General features: G+C 71.8%; 18 protein-coding genes and 1 tRNA gene. 3 read left to right on the forward strand and 16 right to left on the reverse strand.

Annotated elements, in window-relative coordinates; genetic code table 11:
- From OG933_RS41700 to OG933_RS41760, 13 genes are all read right to left on the reverse strand, one after another.
- Entirely contained in the window at positions 1 to 453 is a 453-nt protein-coding gene (locus OG933_RS41700) for a DUF1801 domain-containing protein (RefSeq protein WP_362533834.1), read from the reverse strand.
- 198 nt (positions 454 to 651) lie between these two features.
- Positions 652 to 1206, reverse strand: a complete 555-nt coding sequence (gene ssuE / locus OG933_RS41705) for an NADPH-dependent FMN reductase (RefSeq protein WP_362533836.1) — start codon at positions 1204 to 1206, stop codon at positions 652 to 654.
- Between the two features lie 61 nt (positions 1207 to 1267).
- Positions 1268 to 2035 carry an alpha/beta hydrolase gene (locus OG933_RS41710; RefSeq protein WP_405632432.1) on the reverse strand — a complete coding sequence of 256 codons (768 nt, stop codon included), beginning with the start codon at positions 2033 to 2035 and terminating at the stop codon, positions 1268 to 1270.
- 1 nt (position 2036) lies between these two features.
- Entirely contained in the window at positions 2037 to 3089 is a 1053-nt protein-coding gene (locus OG933_RS41715) for an LLM class flavin-dependent oxidoreductase (RefSeq protein WP_405632435.1), read from the reverse strand.
- 19 nt (positions 3090 to 3108) lie between these two features.
- Positions 3109 to 3402, reverse strand: coding sequence for a hypothetical protein (locus OG933_RS41720; RefSeq protein ID WP_362533927.1), 294 nt, complete (start codon positions 3400 to 3402; stop codon positions 3109 to 3111).
- 138 nt (positions 3403 to 3540) lie between these two features.
- The gene (locus OG933_RS41725) at positions 3541 to 4881 is read right to left on the reverse strand and encodes an LLM class flavin-dependent oxidoreductase (RefSeq protein ID WP_405632438.1); all 1341 of its coding nucleotides are present in this window, start codon (positions 4879 to 4881) and stop codon (positions 3541 to 3543) included.
- Between the two features lie 23 nt (positions 4882 to 4904).
- On the reverse strand, positions 4905 to 5753 hold the full coding sequence (locus OG933_RS41730; RefSeq protein WP_362533848.1) for an ABC transporter ATP-binding protein: 849 nt from the start codon (positions 5751 to 5753) through the stop codon (positions 4905 to 4907).
- Positions 5750 to 6628 carry an ABC transporter ATP-binding protein gene (locus OG933_RS41735; RefSeq protein ID WP_405632440.1) on the reverse strand — a complete coding sequence of 293 codons (879 nt, stop codon included), beginning with the start codon at positions 6626 to 6628 and terminating at the stop codon, positions 5750 to 5752. The genes OG933_RS41730 and OG933_RS41735 overlap by 4 nt, the downstream gene beginning before the upstream one ends.
- Complete coding sequence (locus OG933_RS41740; protein ID WP_405632442.1) at positions 6628 to 7515, reverse strand: ABC transporter permease; 888 nt, start codon at positions 7513 to 7515, stop codon at positions 6628 to 6630. Before OG933_RS41740 ends, OG933_RS41735 begins: the two co-directional genes overlap by 1 nt.
- A 2-nt stretch (positions 7516 to 7517) precedes the next feature.
- Positions 7518 to 8546: an ABC transporter permease gene (locus OG933_RS41745; protein ID WP_405632445.1), complete on the reverse strand. Its 1029-nt coding sequence runs from the start codon at positions 8544 to 8546 to the stop codon at positions 7518 to 7520.
- Between the two features lie 31 nt (positions 8547 to 8577).
- Entirely contained in the window at positions 8578 to 10146 is a 1569-nt protein-coding gene (locus tag OG933_RS41750; RefSeq protein ID WP_405632447.1) for an ABC transporter substrate-binding protein, read from the reverse strand.
- A 481-nt stretch (positions 10147 to 10627) separates the two neighbouring features.
- On the reverse strand, positions 10628 to 11548 hold the full coding sequence (locus OG933_RS41755; RefSeq protein WP_405632449.1) for a DsbA family protein: 921 nt from the start codon (positions 11546 to 11548) through the stop codon (positions 10628 to 10630).
- Entirely contained in the window at positions 11545 to 11982 is a 438-nt protein-coding gene (locus tag OG933_RS41760) for an Rrf2 family transcriptional regulator (protein WP_362533866.1), read from the reverse strand. Before OG933_RS41760 ends, OG933_RS41755 begins: the two co-directional genes overlap by 4 nt.
- 138 nt (positions 11983 to 12120) lie before the next feature.
- Between OG933_RS41760 and OG933_RS41765 the strand changes: the two genes are divergently transcribed.
- The gene (locus OG933_RS41765; protein ID WP_405632453.1) at positions 12121 to 12627 is read left to right on the forward strand and encodes a cupin domain-containing protein; all 507 of its coding nucleotides are present in this window, start codon (positions 12121 to 12123) and stop codon (positions 12625 to 12627) included.
- Positions 12628 to 12658: 31 nt separating this feature from the next.
- On the opposite strand, the gene OG933_RS41770 is transcribed toward OG933_RS41765, so the two are convergent.
- From OG933_RS41770 to OG933_RS41780, 3 genes are all read right to left on the reverse strand, one after another.
- On the reverse strand, positions 12659 to 13171 hold the full coding sequence (locus OG933_RS41770; RefSeq protein WP_362533872.1) for a carboxymuconolactone decarboxylase family protein: 513 nt from the start codon (positions 13169 to 13171) through the stop codon (positions 12659 to 12661).
- Between the two features lie 146 nt (positions 13172 to 13317).
- The gene (locus tag OG933_RS41775; protein ID WP_405632455.1) at positions 13318 to 15081 is read right to left on the reverse strand and encodes a thiamine pyrophosphate-dependent enzyme; all 1764 of its coding nucleotides are present in this window, start codon (positions 15079 to 15081) and stop codon (positions 13318 to 13320) included.
- Positions 15082 to 15094: 13 nt separating this feature from the next.
- Positions 15095 to 16678, reverse strand: coding sequence for an FMN-binding glutamate synthase family protein (locus OG933_RS41780; RefSeq protein ID WP_405632458.1), 1584 nt, complete (start codon positions 16676 to 16678; stop codon positions 15095 to 15097).
- Between the two features lie 593 nt (positions 16679 to 17271).
- Between OG933_RS41780 and OG933_RS41785 the strand changes: the two genes are divergently transcribed.
- Complete coding sequence (locus OG933_RS41785; RefSeq protein ID WP_009192932.1) at positions 17272 to 17475, forward strand: cold-shock protein; 204 nt, start codon at positions 17272 to 17274, stop codon at positions 17473 to 17475.
- Positions 17476 to 17528: 53 nt separating this feature from the next.
- Positions 17529 to 17602, forward strand: a tRNA-Met gene (locus OG933_RS41790).
- Positions 17603 to 17651 lie beyond the last annotated feature (49 nt).

Raw genomic sequence — 17651 nt, forward strand, 5'->3', positions numbered from 1 at the left:
TCAGCTCACCGCCTGCTTCACCAGTGCGGCGATCCGCGCCTGCGCCTCGGCCGTCACCTCGGTCAGGGCGAAGGCGGTCGCCCACATCGTGCCCTCGTCCAGCTTCGCCGGGTCGTTGAACCCGAGTGTCGCGTAGCGCGACTTGAACTTCGCCGCGCTCTGGAAGAAGCAGACGACCTTGCCGTCCAGCGCGTAGGCGGGCATCCCGTACCAGAGCTTCGGCGCGAGGGCCGGGGCGTTGGCCGTGACGACGGCATGGACGACTTCGGCCATCGCCCGGTCGGAGTCCTCCATCTCGGCGATCTTCGTGAGCACGTCCCGCTCCGCCTCCGCCGCCTTGTCCGCGGGGGAGCCGCGGCGCGCCGCCTTCTTCTGCCCCTCGGCGTGCTCCTTCATCGCGGCCCGCTCCTCGGCCGTGAATCCCTCGTACGTGCTGCCGTCGGTGCTGGTCATGGTTGCTCCCGTGGTCAAGGCGTGGGCCGCGATCGGCCCGGCGGGTCCTGCCGGGCCCGTCGCTGTGGGTCACAGCCTCTCCCGGCCGGCGACGGAGCGCCTCCGTGCTGACCACGGAAACCACCACGGAGAGGGCCCGTGCCCCGGACCAGGGCCCGTGCCCCGGACCAGGGCCCGCGGCACGGATGAGCCGGCGCCTCAGCCCGTGGCGGCGAGCCGGTCCGTGCGGCCGCCCAACGCGGCGGAGAACTGGTCCGTGACCTGCTCCAGGGCCACCGCGGCAGCGGGCGCGAGGAGTGGCGCGCCGACGTCCGCCGCGATGTCCCGGTCGAGCGTGAACCAGCCGGGCACGATGTGTGCCGCGCCCATGGAACTGAGGACCGGGCGCAGGGCGTAGTCGATCGCCAGCACATGGGCCGTGCTGCCGCCGGTGGCGAGCGGCAGCACGGTCTTGCCGGTCAGCGCGTACTGCGGGAGCAGGTCGAGAAGCGACTTCAACAGGCCCGAGTAGGCGGCCTTGTACACGGGCGTGCCGATCACCACCCCGTCCGCCCGCGCGAACAGCTCCGCGGCGGCGACGATCGCCGGATGCCCGAAGTCCGCGCCGAGCAGCGCCTCGGGAGGCAGGGTGCGGACCTCCAGCGGGGTCACCTCGTGCCCCTGCCGCCGCAGCCGGTCGTCCAGGTGCCGCAGCAGCCGGGTGGTGCGGGAGGTGGGGGAGGGACTTCCGGAGACGGACAGGATGGCAGCCATGCGGGACCTTCCGGGGATGAGGTTCAGACGTGTGAACAGGGCGGACTCGTACGGCGGTTGCTCACCACGCGCTCGACCGCACGGTGATCACCGGGCGCAGCTCGTTGCGGAGCGTTTCGAGGAACGAGACGACCTCGGCCGCCGCCGAACGGTGCTGGAGGTCGTTGAGGACGTCGTGATGAGCGCCGTGCACGACCGAAAGACGGGCGTGGGGCAGTGACTTCGCCGTGCGCGCCAGCGCCTCGTGGTCGGCGAGGGGATCGGCGTCCCCGACGAGAAGCAGCACAGGGACGTCGACATCACTGTCGTGGACGGCGGTGAGCAGGGCGTCCGGCAGGGCGTCGTCGAGCGCGCCCCGCCGCACCTGGGGATCCTCGGTGAGCACGCCCCGGTGGGCGGGGCAGGAGGTGCGGACGGCTAGTTCGTCGTCCCAGCTCTCCACGGTGCCCGCGGTCCGTCCGGGCAGGCCGGCCAGGACGAGGGCGTCGGGCCGCCGGGCGGCCGGTGTCCCGGTCCGGGCGAGGAGCGCGGCGATCGCGACGGCGCCCGAGTCGGCTCCGACGAGCACGACGGGCCGGACCACCTCGCCCTCGGACACGGTGCTCTCGACGGCGTCGGCGACCTGGGCGGCGAAGCCGTCCAGCGAGGAGCCCGGGTCCTCGGCGGCGAGGTCCGGGCCGTCGATCACCCGCACGCGGTAGGCGTCCGCGGCGAGCCGCCTGCCGAGGCGGGCGTAGGTCGCGCGGGTCTCGCCCCGGCCGGGAACGACGACGACGGTGCCGCGGATGCGCAGGCCCTCGGGGCCGTGATGGTCGCTGTACTGGGTCATGTCACACTCCTGCGGATGCGGATGCGGATGCGGATGCGGGTTCGGCCTGGCGCGCGGGCGTCCAGCCCAGCGCGGGGGCCACTTCGGTCGCGATGAGTTCGAGCGCGCGGACGGTCGCGTCGTGGTCGGGGACGGCGGGGTTGAACTGGGCGATCAGATCCGTCGTGACGGGCAGGACCCTCTCCTGCCGCAGCGCCGCGACGATCTCGTCGGGGTGGCCGTAGAAGCAGTGGAAGCGGCGCAGTGCCTCGTCCGCGTCCAGCCCCTCGGGGAACGCGCCGTGCTGTGCCATGCGCAGTGCCGCGCGGTGGACGTCGTCACCGATGTGGCGCAGCGCGGTGCGCCGGTCCTTGGCGGGGAACACGAAACGGGAGAGGCCGACGCGCGGACGGCGCGGTCCGTCCCAGGCCGCGAGGAAGGCGTCGGCCCAGGGGCGCTGCACCTCGTCGGTGGGCGCGTCGAAACCGTACGCCGCACGGTTGAGCAGCAGGTTCGAACCGTGCTCCGCGGCGTACACGGCGCCCTGCGCGCTGAACACGCCCTGCCATACCCGGTCGGCGAAGTCTCCCGGCGCGGGCTGGATCCGGAATCCGGGCGCGCCCACCTCCCGGCCCGCCAGGGCCTGGCGCAGGACGTCGAGGTTCCGGCTGGTCAGCTCGCGCTTGCGGGCGACGTCCCGGCCGAAGGCGGCGTACTCCAGGTCGCTCGATCCGCTGCCCACACCGATCTCGACCCGCCCGCCGCTGAGGGTGTCGACGGTGGCGATGTCCTCGGCGAGGCGGACCGGGTTCTCCAGTGGCAGGACGGTCACCGCGGTGCCGAGCCGGATGCGGGTGGTGCGCGCCGCCGCGTGGGCGAGGAAGGTCCACGGGGAGGACAGCCCACCGCCGCCGAGCGGGACGTGGTGCTGGGCGACCCAGCCGATGTCGAAGCCGAGTTCGTCGGCGACGGTGAACAGTTCCTGGGCGTTGCGGTAGGTGCGGGCGAAGTCGTCGTCGCGGCCCTGGACATGGGTGAGGAAGCCCAGCCGGAGGCGAGGTCTCTCGCTCGTCATGGGGGACGGCCTTTCGTAGTCAGGCTGTGGTGCCCACGGCGTCCGGAACGAACGCGTCGGTGCCGTCGGGCGCCGGGGCGGGGGCGGGGGCGAGGCCCAGCACCCGGTCGAGGACCGCGCCGGCACCGCCCGCGGGCAGCCGCTCACCGCGCCACACGACGTGCTGGTCGGGGCGGATCAGGACGTTGGCGGTGCCGTAGGCGGCGCGTGCCGAGGGGTCGGAGAGGTGGACGACGGTGAAGGGCAGCGAACGGGCGGCCGCGGCCACGGCGAAGGCCCGCTCGACGGTCCGGTCCTCGGTGAGGACGAGCAGACCGACGGAGGTGCCAGGCCCACCGGGCCCGCGCCGACGATCAGGACGTCGACCGCCGACGGGGGAGTGGCGTCGGGGAAGCGGACGGTGTGCACGTCACGGCCTCCCGTGACCGACAGTTCGCTCATGTCGGCGCCCTCAGTCCCGTGCGAGCTGCGGCTGGCGGGCGTGCCGGTTGGCCGGGACGGGCAGTCCGAGGTTGCCGCGCAGGGTGTCGGCCGCGTACTCGGTGCGGAACAGGCCGCGCTTCTGGAGGATCGGCACCACACCGTCGACGAAGAGGTTCAGCTCCTCCTCGGTGCGGAAGGCGAGGTTGATGCCGTCGAAGGTCCCCGCGTCGAACCAGCGCTCGATGGTGTCGGCGACGGTGCGCGGGTCCCCCACGAACGGCGACTGACGGAACTGGTTGACCGACTCGGCTACTTGACGCAGCGTCAGCTGCTCCGTGCGGGCCCGTTCGATGAGCTTCGCCGCGCCGGTGCGGCCGCCCTTCTCGGCGAGGTGCGCGACATCCGGGAAGGGGGCGTCCAGGTCGTGCGCGCTGAAGTCGTAGGCCCCGAAGGAACGGCCCAGCAGGGCGAGGTTGCGGTCGAAGTCGTTGTCCTCCTCGAAGATCTCCCGCTCGCGGCGGCGGGCCGCCTCGTCGGTGGCGGCGACGACCGGGCCGCCGTGGATGAAGATCTTGATGTGGTCCGGGTCGCGGCCGTAGGAGGCGGTGCGCTTCTTGATGTCGGTGTAGTACTCCCGCGCCTGCTCCAGGGTGCCGCCGGGCGCGTAGATGCCCTCGGCGACCCGGGCTGCGAGATCGCGGCCCTCCTCGGAGACCCCGGCCTGGAAGATGACCGGCTGGCCCTGCGGGGAGCGGGAGAGGTTGAGCGGTCCGGCCACCTTGAAGTGCTCGCCCACGTGGTCGAGTTCGTGCAGCTTGGACGGGTCCAGGAAGACACCCCGCTCGACGTCGGCGGGGAAGGCGTCGTCCTCGTAGGAGTCCCACAGCCCGCGGGCGACCTGGACGAACTCCAGGGCGCGGCCGTAGCGGGTGGTGTAGTCGAGGTGCTCGTCCAGCCCGTAGTTGCGGGAGGTGCCGGTGTCGAAGCTGGTGACGACGTTCCAGCCCGCGCGGCCGCCGCTGATGTGGTCGAGCGAGGAGAACCGGCGGGCGAGGTTGAACGGCGAGTTGTACGTCGAGCTCGCGGTGCCCACCAGGCCGATGTGCCGGGTGTGGGTGGCGACCGCGGACAGCAGGGTCAGCGGCTCCAGGCGGTTGAGGTAGTGCGCCGGGTAGGTGGCGTTGATGAACTGGCTGTCCACGATGAACAGGGCGTCGAACAGGGCGTGTTCGGCCGCCTGCGCCAACCGGATGTAGTAGTCGATGTCGATGCTGGAGTTCTTCGCGACGCGCGGGTCCTTCCACAGGCCGTGCTGGCCCGGGCCGCCGACGCCGTAGGGGTGGAGGGCGAGGTGAATCGTGCGGGACATGAAGGTTCCTGTCTGTCGTGGGCTCAGGCGTGCAACAGGGCGCGCAGCGCTTCGCGTTCGGCCCGGTCGGCCGGCGCGCTGTGCAGGGTGGGCGCGGACCTGACGAGCAGGCGGGTGTAGGGGTGGCGCGGTGTGTTGATGACGTCGGCGGCGGCGCCGACCTCGACCGACTCGCCCTGGTACAGCACCGCGATGCGGTCGGCGACACCGGCCACGGAGCCGAGGTCGTGGGAGATGAAGACGAGGGCGACCCCGTCGGCGCGGAGCTCCTTGAGGATCTGGAGGACCTGGACCCGGTTGGCCGAGTCCAGGGCGCTGACCGGCTCGTCCAGGATCACCAGACGCGGTTCGGTGACCAGGGCCCGAGCCACCGCGACGCGCTGGCGCTGCCCGCCGGAGAGCTCGCCGGGCAGCCGGTCGAGGAGGTCCTCGGTGAGGTGGACCCGGGCGAGGAAGGCCCGCACCCGGCCGGCCGCCTCGGCGCGGGGGACGCCCTGGACGAGGAGCGGCTCGGCGAGCGAGTCCTCGATGGTGAGATCCGGGTCGAGACTGCGCAGGGGGTCCTGGAAGACGTACTGGACGACGCCCCGGCGGCGCAGCGCGCGCCACTGGCGGGGACCGTAGGCGCCGACCTCCTCGCCGTCGATGACGATCGAGCCGGCCGAGGCGCGCACCAGGCCGAGCACGGTCCGCGCGAGCGTGGACTTGCCGGAGCCGGTCTCGCCGATGACGCCGACCGTCTCTCCCGGGGCGATGCTCAAGGAGACGTCGTGCAGGGCGCGGCGGCGCCGGCGGCGCGGTCCGTAGTGCACTTCCAGGCCCTCGACGGACAGGACCGGGGCGGTGGGTTCCCGGTGCGGATCGGTGCTCACGCGTCCTCCTCGGGGGCCAGGAACCTGTCCAGCCCGTACTGCTCGTGCTCGGCGATCAGGAGCCGGGTGTACTCGTGGCGGGGGTGGTGGAGGACCTCGTGGGTCGGGCCCTGTTCGACCACCTCGCCCTGCCGCAGGACGAGGACCTCGTCGCACAGCTGGGCGACGACGGCCAGGTCGTGGGAGACCACGACGAGGGCGAGACCGGTCCGTTCGCGCAGGTCGGCCAGCAGGTCGAGGATCTCCGCCTGGACGGTGACGTCGAGCGCGGTCGTGGCCTCGTCGGCGATCAGGACGCGCGGGCCGGCGGCGATCGCCGCGGCGATGAGCACCCGCTGGAGCATGCCGCCGGACAGCTCGTAGGTGTACTGGCCGTACACCAGCTCCGGGTCCCGCAGATGCACCGCGCGCAGCAGCTCGATCGTCTGCCGGCGCGCCTCGCGCCGCCTGACCTTCTTCTTGACCCGGATCACCTCGGCGACCTGTGCGCCCACGCGGATCGAGGGGTTGAGGTAGGAGGCCGGGTCCTGGAAGACCGCGCTGATCGTCGAGCCGCGCAGAGAGGTCCACTCGGCGGGGGAGAACCCGGTGATGTCGCGGCCGTCCAGCTCGATCGAACCGCCGGTGACCTCGAAGTGGGCGGGCAGGATGCCCAGGGCGGCCCGGCAGGTGAGCGTCTTGCCGCTGCCGGACTCGCCGACGATGCCCACGGTCCGGCCCGGGGTGAGGTCGAAGCTCACCCCGTGGACGATCTCCCGTCCGGCGGCCTGGTCGCTGATGCGCACCTCGCGCACCGACAGCACGGGCTGCGACGGCCGGACCGGCTTCGCGGTGTGCTCGGGGGGCGCTTGCAGCTTCTCGGACAGCGTGCTCATCACGCACCTCCGGCGGGAGCGGGGTCGGCCTTGTCGAGTCGGTTGGCGCGGGCCCTGCGGTTGTTGAGCAGCGCGCGGCCCGCCTCGCCGGAGACATCGCGGATGGCGTCGGCGAGGAGGTTGCAGGCCCAGACCGTGACCACGATCAGCAGCGCCGGCGTGAGCGGCGCCCACGGGCGGTGGCTCAGGTAGCCGAGGTCCGAGGCGAGCAGACCGCCCCAGGTGGGTGCGGGCGGCTGCACGCCGATGCCGAGGAAGGTCAGGCTCGACACGATCACGAAGCCGACGCCGACGGTCTGGGCGAGGGCGACCGCGATGGGCGGGAGCACCTTGACCCAGACGTGGCGGCGCACGACCCGGCCGAGGGAGGCCCCGGAGACGATCGCGGCCTCCACGTACTGCGAGCGGGCCACGGCCAGGGTGGCGGCGCGGGAGACCCGGTAGAACAGCGGGGAGACCAGCACCCCGGTGACGAGCATCGCCTGGGTGATGCCGTTGCCGAGCAGCGCGACGACCGCGACGGCGAACAGCAGGAAGGGCAGGGCGACCAGGGTGTCGGCGAGCCGGAGGGTGATCCATTCGAAGGCCCGGCCCAGGTACACCGACAGGATCCCGGGGACCACCCCGACCACCAGCGCGGTCAGCGCGACCTCCAGCGAGCCGAGCACGCTGACCCGGGAACCGTCGAGGAGCCGGCTCAGCACGTCCCGGCCCAGGTAGTCGGTCCCCAGCCAGTGCGCGCCGGAAGCGGCGGCGAGGGTGTTGTCGCTGGTCGCCAGCGGATCCTGGGGAGCCAGCAGTGGGCCGAGCACGGCGAGGACGGCGATCACGGCCAGCACGGCGACGGCGATCCGCCCGGACGGCAGGGCCAGAACACGGCGTACCACGGTCACACCCCCCGTTGCGATGCGGGCGTCACACGCGCCAGCACCAGGTTGACGAACAGGTTGAACACCACGACCAGGACGATCGACACGACGAGGACCCCCTGCACGGCCGGTACGTCACCGGCCTGCGCGGAGTCGTTGGCGAACCGGCCGAACCCCTGGAGACCGAAGATCCACTCCGTGACGACGGACGCACCGACGAGGGAGGGGAACTTCAGGCCGAGGGTCGCGAGCGCCGGGCCGAGACCGTTGCGCAGCACATGGCCGAAGAAGACCCGGCGTGGGCCGAGACCCCTGACGACGGCGCCCGTCACGTAGTTCTCGCGGTAGGCCGCGATGAGACTGGAGCGCAGTTGGCGGGCGACGTCGGCGACGACGTCGAAGCTCAACGCGACGGCGGGCAGGGTGATGTGGGCGAGCCACGGCCCGAGCCCCTGCTCCGCCGGGATGTACCCGGCGGAGGGGAACAGCTTGAGTTGCACGGCGAGGACCGCGACCAGCACGATCCCGACGACGAAGGCCGGCATCACCGAGATCGCCGTGACGAAGCCGGTGATGGCACGGTCGATCCAGGTCGTGCGGCGCAGGGCCGCGACCGTGCCGAGGGCGAAGCCCACGACCACGCCGATCAGCAGCGCGAAGGCCGCCACCGACAGGCTCACGCCGAGCCCGAGGCCGATCAGGGTGGAGATGTCGGCGCCGTTGGTCCAGCTCGTCCCGAGCTGTCCGTGCAGGACGCCGTTGAACCAGTCGCCGTACTGCACCAGGAAGGGCCGGTCCAGGCCCCACTGTGCCTCGACCCTGGCGATCGCCTCGGGTGTCGCGTCCTCGCCCAGCTGGATCCGCGCCGGGCTGAGCCCGCTGAGCGAGCGCAGCGCGAACGTCACGAACGTCGCGACCAGGAAGACCGGCACGAAGATCGCGATCGACCGGGCGAGGGTGGCCAGGACGCGGCCGAGTGTGTGCCGCGTTCCGGCCGCGGCGACCGTGCGACGGACGTCGGGTGTGGCCTGAGCCTGCGTCGTCGTCATGGGGTGCCCCCTCTCAGTGGTGGACGGAGTGTCAGCTGCCGCCGATGGTCACGCCGGTCCAGTCGATGTGGGCCGGGTTCTTCGGCAGGCCGGAGATGGACTTGCTCTTGGCGATGAGGTTCGGCTGGGAGTACGTGAACACCAGCGCCCTGCTCTGGAGGCCGGCCCGGGTCGCGGCCTGGAGGACCTTCGTGTAGTCGGGCGAGTCCAGCGGGGTCTGGCGGACCTTGGCGACGGCCGCCTCGAAGCCGGCCGGCTCGTAGGGCGAGCTGAGGTTGAGCGGGCCGTTGGGGCCGAAGTGCGCGGTCAGGGTCTGCACCGCCGAGTCCCGCCCGGTGGTGCCGTACAGCGAGAACGTCAGGTCCTTGGCGAAGAACGGCGTCGACCAGTTCTTGTCGATCTTGATGGTGACGGTGATGCCGACCTTCGCCAGCTGCGACTGGACGATCTCCGCCTGGGGGTCGTCCGCCGGGATGACCAGGTTCAGCTTGATCTCACCGGACTTGTATCCCGCCTCGGCGAGCAGCTTCTTCGACTTCGCGGGGTCGTAGGCGTAGGCGTCCGCCGACTCGGGGTCGTAGGCCACGTATCCCTTGGGGAAGGGCTGGTCGGTCACCTCGCCGTAGCCGAACGTCAGCTTGTCGACGAACTCCTGACGGTTGATCGCGTGACGGACCGCGTCGACGACCTTGTCGTGGTCGAACGGAGCCTTGTTGATGTTGAGGCTGATGTTGGAGGCGTTGAACCCGGGCTGGACGAAGACGTCGAGGCCGGCCTTCTTGGCGGCGTCCGCCTGACTGGGGCGGATGTCGGCGAAGTTGTAGACGCCGGTCTGGAGGCCGGAGACCACCGTGGACGCGTCGGGGGCCGAGGTCAGTTCGACGTTGTCGATGTGGATGTTCTCGGCGTCCCAGTAGTCGGGGTTCTTCTTCAGGACCGCCTTGGTGCCCGGCACGATCTGGGTGACGACGAACGGGCCCGCGCCGACCGGGTTCTGGTCCAGCTTCTCCGGGGACTTCGCCGCCTTGGGGCTGGTGATCTGCAGGACGCGCTCCCCGAGCAACTGGGGGATCTGGTAGTCGACCTGACTGAGCCGGACGACCGCGTCGAGCCCCTTGGCGGCCACCGACTTGATGGAGGTCAGGTCGCCGAAGAGCGCCGAGTTCTTCTGGTTCTTGGCGCGTTCGATGGCCGCCTTCACCGCGGCGGCGTCGACCGGCTCCCCGTCGCTGAACTTGAGTCCCGGGCGCAGATGGAAGGTGATCTGGTCGCCCTTCGCGTTGTACTCCCAGCTCTTGGCCAGGTCGGGCACGGCCTTGCCGCTCTCGTCGGTGCGGGTCAAGGAGGCGTACACCAGGGCGAGTTCGCGGAACTGGGCACCGCTGCCGCCGACCACCGGGTCCCAGTGGGTGGGGAAGTAGGAGGAGGTCCACTTCAGAGTGGCGTTGCCGCTCGCCGAGGCGCTCTCACCGCCGCAGGCGCCGAGAGCCGGGACGAGCACGGTGGCGAGGGCGGTCCCCAGGGCGGCGGAGCGCAGCCGGCCCCGGCGCGAGGAGGGGAGGTTCAGTCTGGGGCGGCGCGGCGTGAGTCGTCCGAACATCTCAATTCTTTCTTCGAGGGCTCCGGCCGTGTCAGGGCTGAGGGCTCGTGAACGAGGGCGTGTGCCGCGGCTTCGGACGTCGGTCCGCGCCGGAGCGGACATGCCGGCGCGCTGCGGTGCGCACAGGGGCATGCCGGGCTCAGGCGTGAGGCGTCGGCCAAGTCGCGGGGGAGTGCCGGGATGTGTGAGGAAGGCAGGCGAGGAGTCGCGAAGGGGACGGCGCGAGATGACGGGCGTTGCGCGGACGAACGGCGGGAGGCCGGTGTCGGCTTGTACGGTCAGGCGCCTGTGGACCGCGGGCGGCGGGCGGTCAGCGACAGAGAGCGCTACAGGTGCGCCGCAGGTCCACGTAGCGGCACACCACACCGGGGTGCGTCGTGAGCATGCTGCACATCCTGGGGTCAGCCGTCAGGGCCTGTCAATGGACACCAAAAGGTGTCTCATTCGGCGGGACGGACTCCGAGTGCTGATCAGAGCCCTGTCACGGGGCGGGCGTTGAGCCGCGCCCGGCGGCCGGGTGCGTTCGGGCCTCGTCGGGATGCAGCCACACAGGGCCGCCTGCCGTCTCCAGCCGGACGGCGCCCGCAGGCGGCCATGAACCACGGGTGAGCAGCCCGCGTTCCGGCTCGGTGAGGCTACGGTAGCGCGCGAGCGCCTCCGTCGGATCCAGTCGCGCGGGGGCCGCCGCCAGCCCCGGCTCCAGGGCGTCGACCGCGGCGGTGTACTCCTCGTAGGACCGCCAGCCGGGCACCGCACGGGCGCCGGCGGGCGAACGGAAGAGCAGCGTCGGCAGCGCGTACCGGTGCCCGCCGTCGGGGGTCTCCTTGGCGGCGCCGGGATGCGGGGAGGACCCGTCCGGCACGGACAGCACCGCGTGGACCGGCCGACGTGCCTCGGCGCGGTCGGCGCGCACCCGGTCGAGTACGGCTGTCGAGGCCGCGTCGGCCGCCAGCCGCTCGTGGGCCAGCCCCGGCACACCCTGCGCCGCCGACAACGCGAGCGCGGGCGTGTCCGCGGGCTCGCCCAGGACGAAGACGCTCTCGCGCAGCCGGCGCAGCACCCGCTCGGCCACCTCGGTCCCCTGGAGTTCGGCGGCCTTGGCGACCAGCGAGACGGGCCACGAACTCGCCGCCACCCGGCTGAGCCTGTACGCCCTGGGCGCGTGGGTGTGCCCGCTGATGTCCTCGACGTAGCGGGAGTACCAGGCGGTCTCGGCGGCCGGGTCGGGGGCCGGGTCGTCGTCGTGGTCGAAGAGGATGCAGTACACGCGACGCCAGTGGACCCGGCCGCCCAGGGCCGCACGCAGCCCGCGGAAGACGGGCTCCGAACCCCAGGCCCACGGGCACAGCGGATCGGTGTACTCCACCACCTCGACCGGCGCACGACCTGCCTCGTTCGTCACGCGGCTCCCTTCCGGCGGTCCAGCTGTCCGCCCACTGCCTCGGGCAGCAGCGCGGTCAGCGTGGTTTTGCCCAGGACGGCGGCGGCGTCCGCCTCGATACGGCGCCACACCCCGGGCAGGCCGGAGGCGGGGCCGGGATAGTCGAGCCCGGCCAGCGGCTCGCCCCGCAGGGTGATCAACTCGCCGTCCACGGCGTGCGAGACGTCGAGCAGGGTGATCTCGTCGGCGGGCCGGCCGAGCCAGTACCCGCCTTCGCAGCCGCGCTGGCTGCGTACCAGACCGGCCCTCCGCAGCTCGCCCACCACGGACTTGAGGAAGCGGAACGGGATCTGCTGCGAGGAGGCGATGGCCTCGCACGTCAGGGGGCGGTCGGGTTCGCGGGCGAGCTCCAACAGGGCCCGCGTGGCGTAGTCCGCCTTCGCGGAGATATGCATGCGCACATGATGCCCGAAGAGCGGGCCGCAACCAGGACTTCCTTCCTCTCTCCACCTCTGTTGCGGGAACATTGCCGCAGGTGAAGCGCAATGGACACCTCTTGACATCCTTTTCGGAGCGGCTCTAGCGTCCGACCCATGAGCGAGCCGCTGACCACCCCCGGCGAAGGATTCCACCCCCATCTCGGTGACGGAGCGGGCCACCCGGCGACGCCTCTGCGCGGCCGGCTGCACCACATCCGCGCCGACGAACTCGACCGCGACACCGCCCAGACCGGAGGCATGCGCAGGTTCGCCGCCGTCAGCGGCACGACGGTGGGCTCCGAGAAGCTGTGGATGGGCCAGACGCACGTCGCCCCTTCGACCTCGTCCTCGGACCATCACCACGGCGAGTCCGAGACCGCCATCCATGTGGTGAGCGGACACCCCGAGTTCGTCTTCCTCGACGACTCCGGCGGCACCCCGCAGGAGATACGGCTGCGCACCTCTCCCGGCGACTACATCTTCGTCCCCCCGTTCGTGCCGCATCGCGAGGAGAACCCGGACCCGGCCGAGGAGGCCGTGGTGGTCATCGCCCGCAGCACCCAGGAGGCGATCGTCGTCAACCTGCCGCACCTGTACGTACTGGGGCACGAGCAGGACTGACCGGCCGGGAACCGCCGAGTGCGGAGGCGGCTCAGTACGGGCTGGTCTCGCCCTCGGTCGTCACACCGAAGGTGTTCAGGAAGTTGCTGACGAGCTGGTAGAAGCCGACCGTGATGACGAGGTCGGAGAGCTGACCCACCGTGAGGAACTCCAGCACCTCCGCGCGCTCGGCGTCGCTCAGGGTGTGCCGGGCGAGCAGCCGGTCCGTGCAGCGCAGGACCGACGCCTCCTCGTCCGACAGCCCCTCCGTGGAACCGGTCGCGGCAGCGCCGATCGCGGCCTGGCCCAGACCGACCAGGCGGCCGATGTTCTCGTGGTGGTGGACCTCGTACGGCGCCTGGTAGACGCGGCCCACCCGCACGATGGCGAGCTCGCGCAAGCGGTCCGGGAGCGAGTTGCGCTGCAGAATCGCGTCGGCCATGTCCAGGAGCTCGGGGGCGAGTCGGGGCGAGTGCATGATCATGCGGAAGACGTTGAGCGAGCCGCGCGCGGTGACGGCCTCCCGCAGCTCCGCCGGCAGGGCCGTCAGGTCGGGGTACTCCATGCGGGACTCCTTCGTCAGCGGACGGCTCGGCGGAACTGCCGGAGCGGATCGGTGCCGTCCCACTGTGCCGCGAGACCCCGGAGCGGCGCGAGGACACCGCCCCCGGGGCAGGGCGCGGTCGTGGAGCCGCGGCGCCGGCCGAGCGGTCAGTGCGCGTCCGTGTCCCCCTGGCTGCGCACGACCTCCTTCACCTTGGCCACCGCGAAGCCCCAGCCCTGCGCGACCGTCGGCTTGGCCGGGACGGCGATCTCGTCGGGGTTGGTGAGCACGTCGAGCAGGACGGGCCCGGGGGTGCTGAACGCCCGGCGGACCGACTCCTCCAGTTCGGCCGGGTCGGTCACCCGGATGCCGGTGATGCCCATGGCCGTGGCGACGGCGGCGAAGTCGGGGTTGTCCAGCACGGTGCCGAACTCCGGGAGCCCGGCCTGTTCCTGTTCGAGTTTGACCATGCCGAGGCGGCGGTTGTCGAAGACGACGAGCTTGACGGGGAGCCGGCTCGTCCTCAGTGTCATGAGGTCGCCGAGGAGCATGCTCAGCCCGCCGTCGCCGCAGAAGGCCACCACCTGGCGGTCCCGGTCCAGGCACTGGGCGCCGAGGGCCTGGGGCATGGCGTTGGCCATGGAGCCCAGGTTGTAGGAGCCGATCAGCTGCCGCTCGCCGCGCATCTCGACGAAACGCGAGAGCCACACGGTGGCCATGCCCGTGTCGGAGGTGAAGACGGCGTCGTCGTCGGCGAGGCGGTCCACCACGGCGGCCAGCGCCTCCGGACGGATGTCACCGGCGCGGTTGTCCAGCGCGGAGCGGAGGCGGCCCACCACACCCTTGTCGTGCGCCGGGTCGGCGAGCCGCGCCTGACCCTCGCGCCACCGCTCGAAGTGTTTGCGGGCGTCCTCCAGGTGCGAGCGGTCGCGCGCGCCCTCGCTCCCGGCGGGCGCGGCGCCGAGCTGGGCCAGGAGATCCCGGACGGTCGCGCCCGTGTCACCGACGAGCCCCACCTCCACGGGCACCCGGCGCCCGATGTGGGCGGCCTCGGTGTCCACCTGGATGACGGTTCGGCCCTCCGGATACCAGTCCCGGTAGGGGAAGTCGGTGCCCAGCAGCAGGAGGGTGTCCGCGTCCTGCAGAGCCGACGCGGCCGCCGGGTTGCCGATCAGCCCGGTCTGGCCGACCTGGAAGGGATTGGCGTCGCCCTCGAATCCCTCCTTCGCCTTCAGCGTGAGCACCATCGGCGCGGCCAGCCGGTCGGCCAGGGCCAGTACGTCCTCGCGCGCGGCGCGGGCGCCTCGTCCGACGAGCAGCGTGACCCGCCGCGCCCGGTCGAGCAGCTCGGCCGCCCGCCGGACGGCGGGCCCGTCCGGTCGGCTCACCGGGGCGTTCAGCGAGAACCGGGCCGGGCGGTCCGCGCTCAGCTCCCGTTCCCCCAGGTCACCGGGGACGGTCAGAACGGCGACGCCCTTGCGGCCCAGCGCGGTGCGCACCGCCGTCTCCAGCATCTGCGGCAGCTGGTCGCCCGAGGTGATCGTGGCCCGGAAGACGGCCACGTCACTGAAGAGCGCGTCGTTGTCGACCTCCTGGAAGTAGTCGCTGCCGAGTTCGGCGAGCGGGACCTGTCCGGCGATCGCCAGCACCGGCGTGCGGCTCTTGGCCGCGTCGTACAGCCCGTTGAGCAGGTGCACCGAGCCGGGTCCGACGGTGCCCATGCACACGCCCAGAGTGCCGCTGAGCTGCGACTGGGCGCTCGCGGCGAAGGCCGCGGCCTCCTCGTGCCGACAGCCCACCCACTCCAGGCCCTCGGTGGTGCGGATGGCGTCGGTCAGCGGGTTGAGGGCGTCGCCGACGACGCCGAAGACCTGGCGCACGCCAAGTTCGCTCAGCGCGTCCACGATGACGCGCGCGACGGTTCGGGCCACGGGATCCTCCAGATCAGACGGTGAAACGGTCGGGGTCGGCGGCGTTCCAGTCGGCCGCCCAGGAGACGGGCGGCTCGGCGAGCAACTGCCCGGGCGCCAGCCACTCGTAGAGTTCCTCGAAGGAACATTCGGTGCGGGGGTCGATGCGCCGGCGGAGCATATGAGGACGCAACTGCGCGGGATCGGTGACGCCCATGGACGCCATGATCTGCAACGCGCTCGCCACCGTCGCCTCCTGCAGGCGCCGGACGCGGAGCGTCTTGTCGCCGACGTGGAGCGCGCGGGCCCGCCGGGGGTCCTGCGTGGTGACACCGGTGGGGCAGGTGTTCGTATGGCACCGCTGCGCCTGGATGCAGCCGACGGCGAACATCATCGCCCGTGCGGCGTTACCGTAGTCGGCGCCCTGCACCATGCGCTTGACCAGGTCCGTACCGGTGGCGATCTTGCCGCTGGCGCCGATCCTGACCCGGTCGCGCAGACCGGTGCCGACGAGGGCGTTGTGCACGGTCAGGAGCCCCTCGGTGAGCGGGGTGCCGACGTGGTCGGCGAACTCCAGGGGCGCGGCCCCGGTGCCGCCCTCCGCCCCGTCCACCACGATGAAGTCCGGGGCGGTGCCCTCCGCCAGCATCGCCTTGCACACGGCGAGGAACTGTCGGCGCGACCCCACGCAGAGTTTGAAACCGGTCGGCTTCCCACCGGACAGTTCGCGCATCCTGGCGATGAAGCGCACGAGTTCGCGCGGCGTGGAGAACACCCGGTGGTAGGGCGGTGAGATCACCGTCCGGCCCGGGGGCACGTCCCGCACCCGGGCGATCTCGGCGTTGACCTTCGCTCCGGGCAGGACTCCGCCGATGCCGGGCTTCGCGCCCTGCGAGAGCTTGAGCGACACGCACTTCACGTGCTCGTGCGCGGCCTTGTCGGCGAACTCCCGCGGGTCGAAGTCGCCGTCGTCGGTCCGGCAGCCGAAGTAGCCGGTGCCGATCTCCCAGACGAGGTCACCGCCCGGCCGCAGGTGGTACTCCGACAGTCCGCCCTCGCCGGTGTCGTGGGCGAAACCCCCGGCCGCGGCACCCCCGTTGAGGGCGAGGATCGCGTTCGCCGAGAGCGAGCCGAAACTCATCGCCGACACGTTCAGCAGCGCCATGTCGTACGGGCGGCCGCAGTCGGGTCCGCCGATCCGCACCCGCGGTGCGGCCTTCGGCACCGGACACGGCGCCATCGACGGAACCAGGAACTCGTAGCCGGGGCGGTAGACGTCCCGCTCGGTGCCGTACGGCTGCTCGGCGTCGGTTCCCTTCGCCCGTTCGTAGACGATGGTGCGTGTGTCCCGGTCGAAGGGACGGCCGTCGAAGTTGCGCTCGACGAAGTACTGCTGCAGTTCCGGGCGGATCCTCTCCAGGAGGAAGCGGGCGTGCCCGATGACGGGATAGTTGCGCAGCACGGAGTGCCGGCGCTGCATCAGGTCCCATGCGCCCAGCAGGCCCGGCACGAGCAGCGGCGCGGCGGCGAACCACCACCACGGCGAAATTCCCACCGCGGCCGCACCCGCCACGAGCGCGCCGGCCAGAGCGAGGACCACCAGTCCGATACGTGTCACCTCCCCCGCGTTGCCCGACTGCCGACGATCATGTCCCCCGTTCCTTCCGGAGATCGTCAAGAAATGGGACGCGGAGATTCACGAGGTGACCAGCACCCTCGCTTCCGAGGGCGGGCGCGGGCGCGCTGAGCTGTCGGCGGGTGATGAGGCAGCGGGTAAGTGCGCGGCCCGTACGCCGGGCCGGACCGGTGCTACCGGGTGACCGCATTGAGCACCGGTTGGGTGCGCGGTGGTACGTCCGCCGGACCGAGTTCCCGCAGGATCGGGACGGGTCCTGCCGAACTGCCGGAACGCCTCCTCGGACTCCCGGACGTCCACGACCAGCCAGCCGTCGTCGCTGGGGGCGGAAGTGGTGCGAGATAGGTCCGGGCACGGAGAACAATCGGGACATCGGCGGCATGTGGCCCGTGAGCGCGGCACGCGCGGGAAGGGGGCCGCATCGGGGTCCGGCAACTCGAGCGCTGTGTCCGGCAGTTAGGTCGGATAACTGCCTCGCCGACGGGGTAGGACGAACGCCGGGTGCCTTCCGGTCGTGGACGGCCCCGCACACAGAGCAGCCGGGACCTCCCGGCAAGGATCGAAGGACGAGCAGCATGGCCAGCGGCACCGTGAAGTGGTTCAACTCCGAAAAGGGCTTCGGCTTCATCGCCCAGGACGGCGGCGGACCGGACGTTTTCGCCCACTACTCCAACATCTCCGGCAACGGCTACCGGGAGCTGGTGGAGGGAGAGCCGGTCACCTTCGACGTGACCCAGGGGCAGAAGGGGCCGCAGGCCGAGAACATCGTCCGCGGCTGAGACGGCCGCCCGGCGCAGCACCCCGTGGATCACGTGTAGGGTGGCATCACCGACGCGGGGTGGAGCAGCTCGGTAGCTCGCTGGGCTCATAACCCAGAGGTCGCAGGTTCAAATCCTGTCCCCGCTACGAGAAGAAGGGGCCCGGCATCGCCGGGCCCCTTCGCCGTGAAGGCACC

This window comes from Streptomyces sp. NBC_00016 (assembly GCF_045040885.1).
GTDB classification, from domain to species: Bacteria; Actinomycetota; Actinomycetes; order Streptomycetales; family Streptomycetaceae; genus Streptomyces; species Streptomyces coriariae.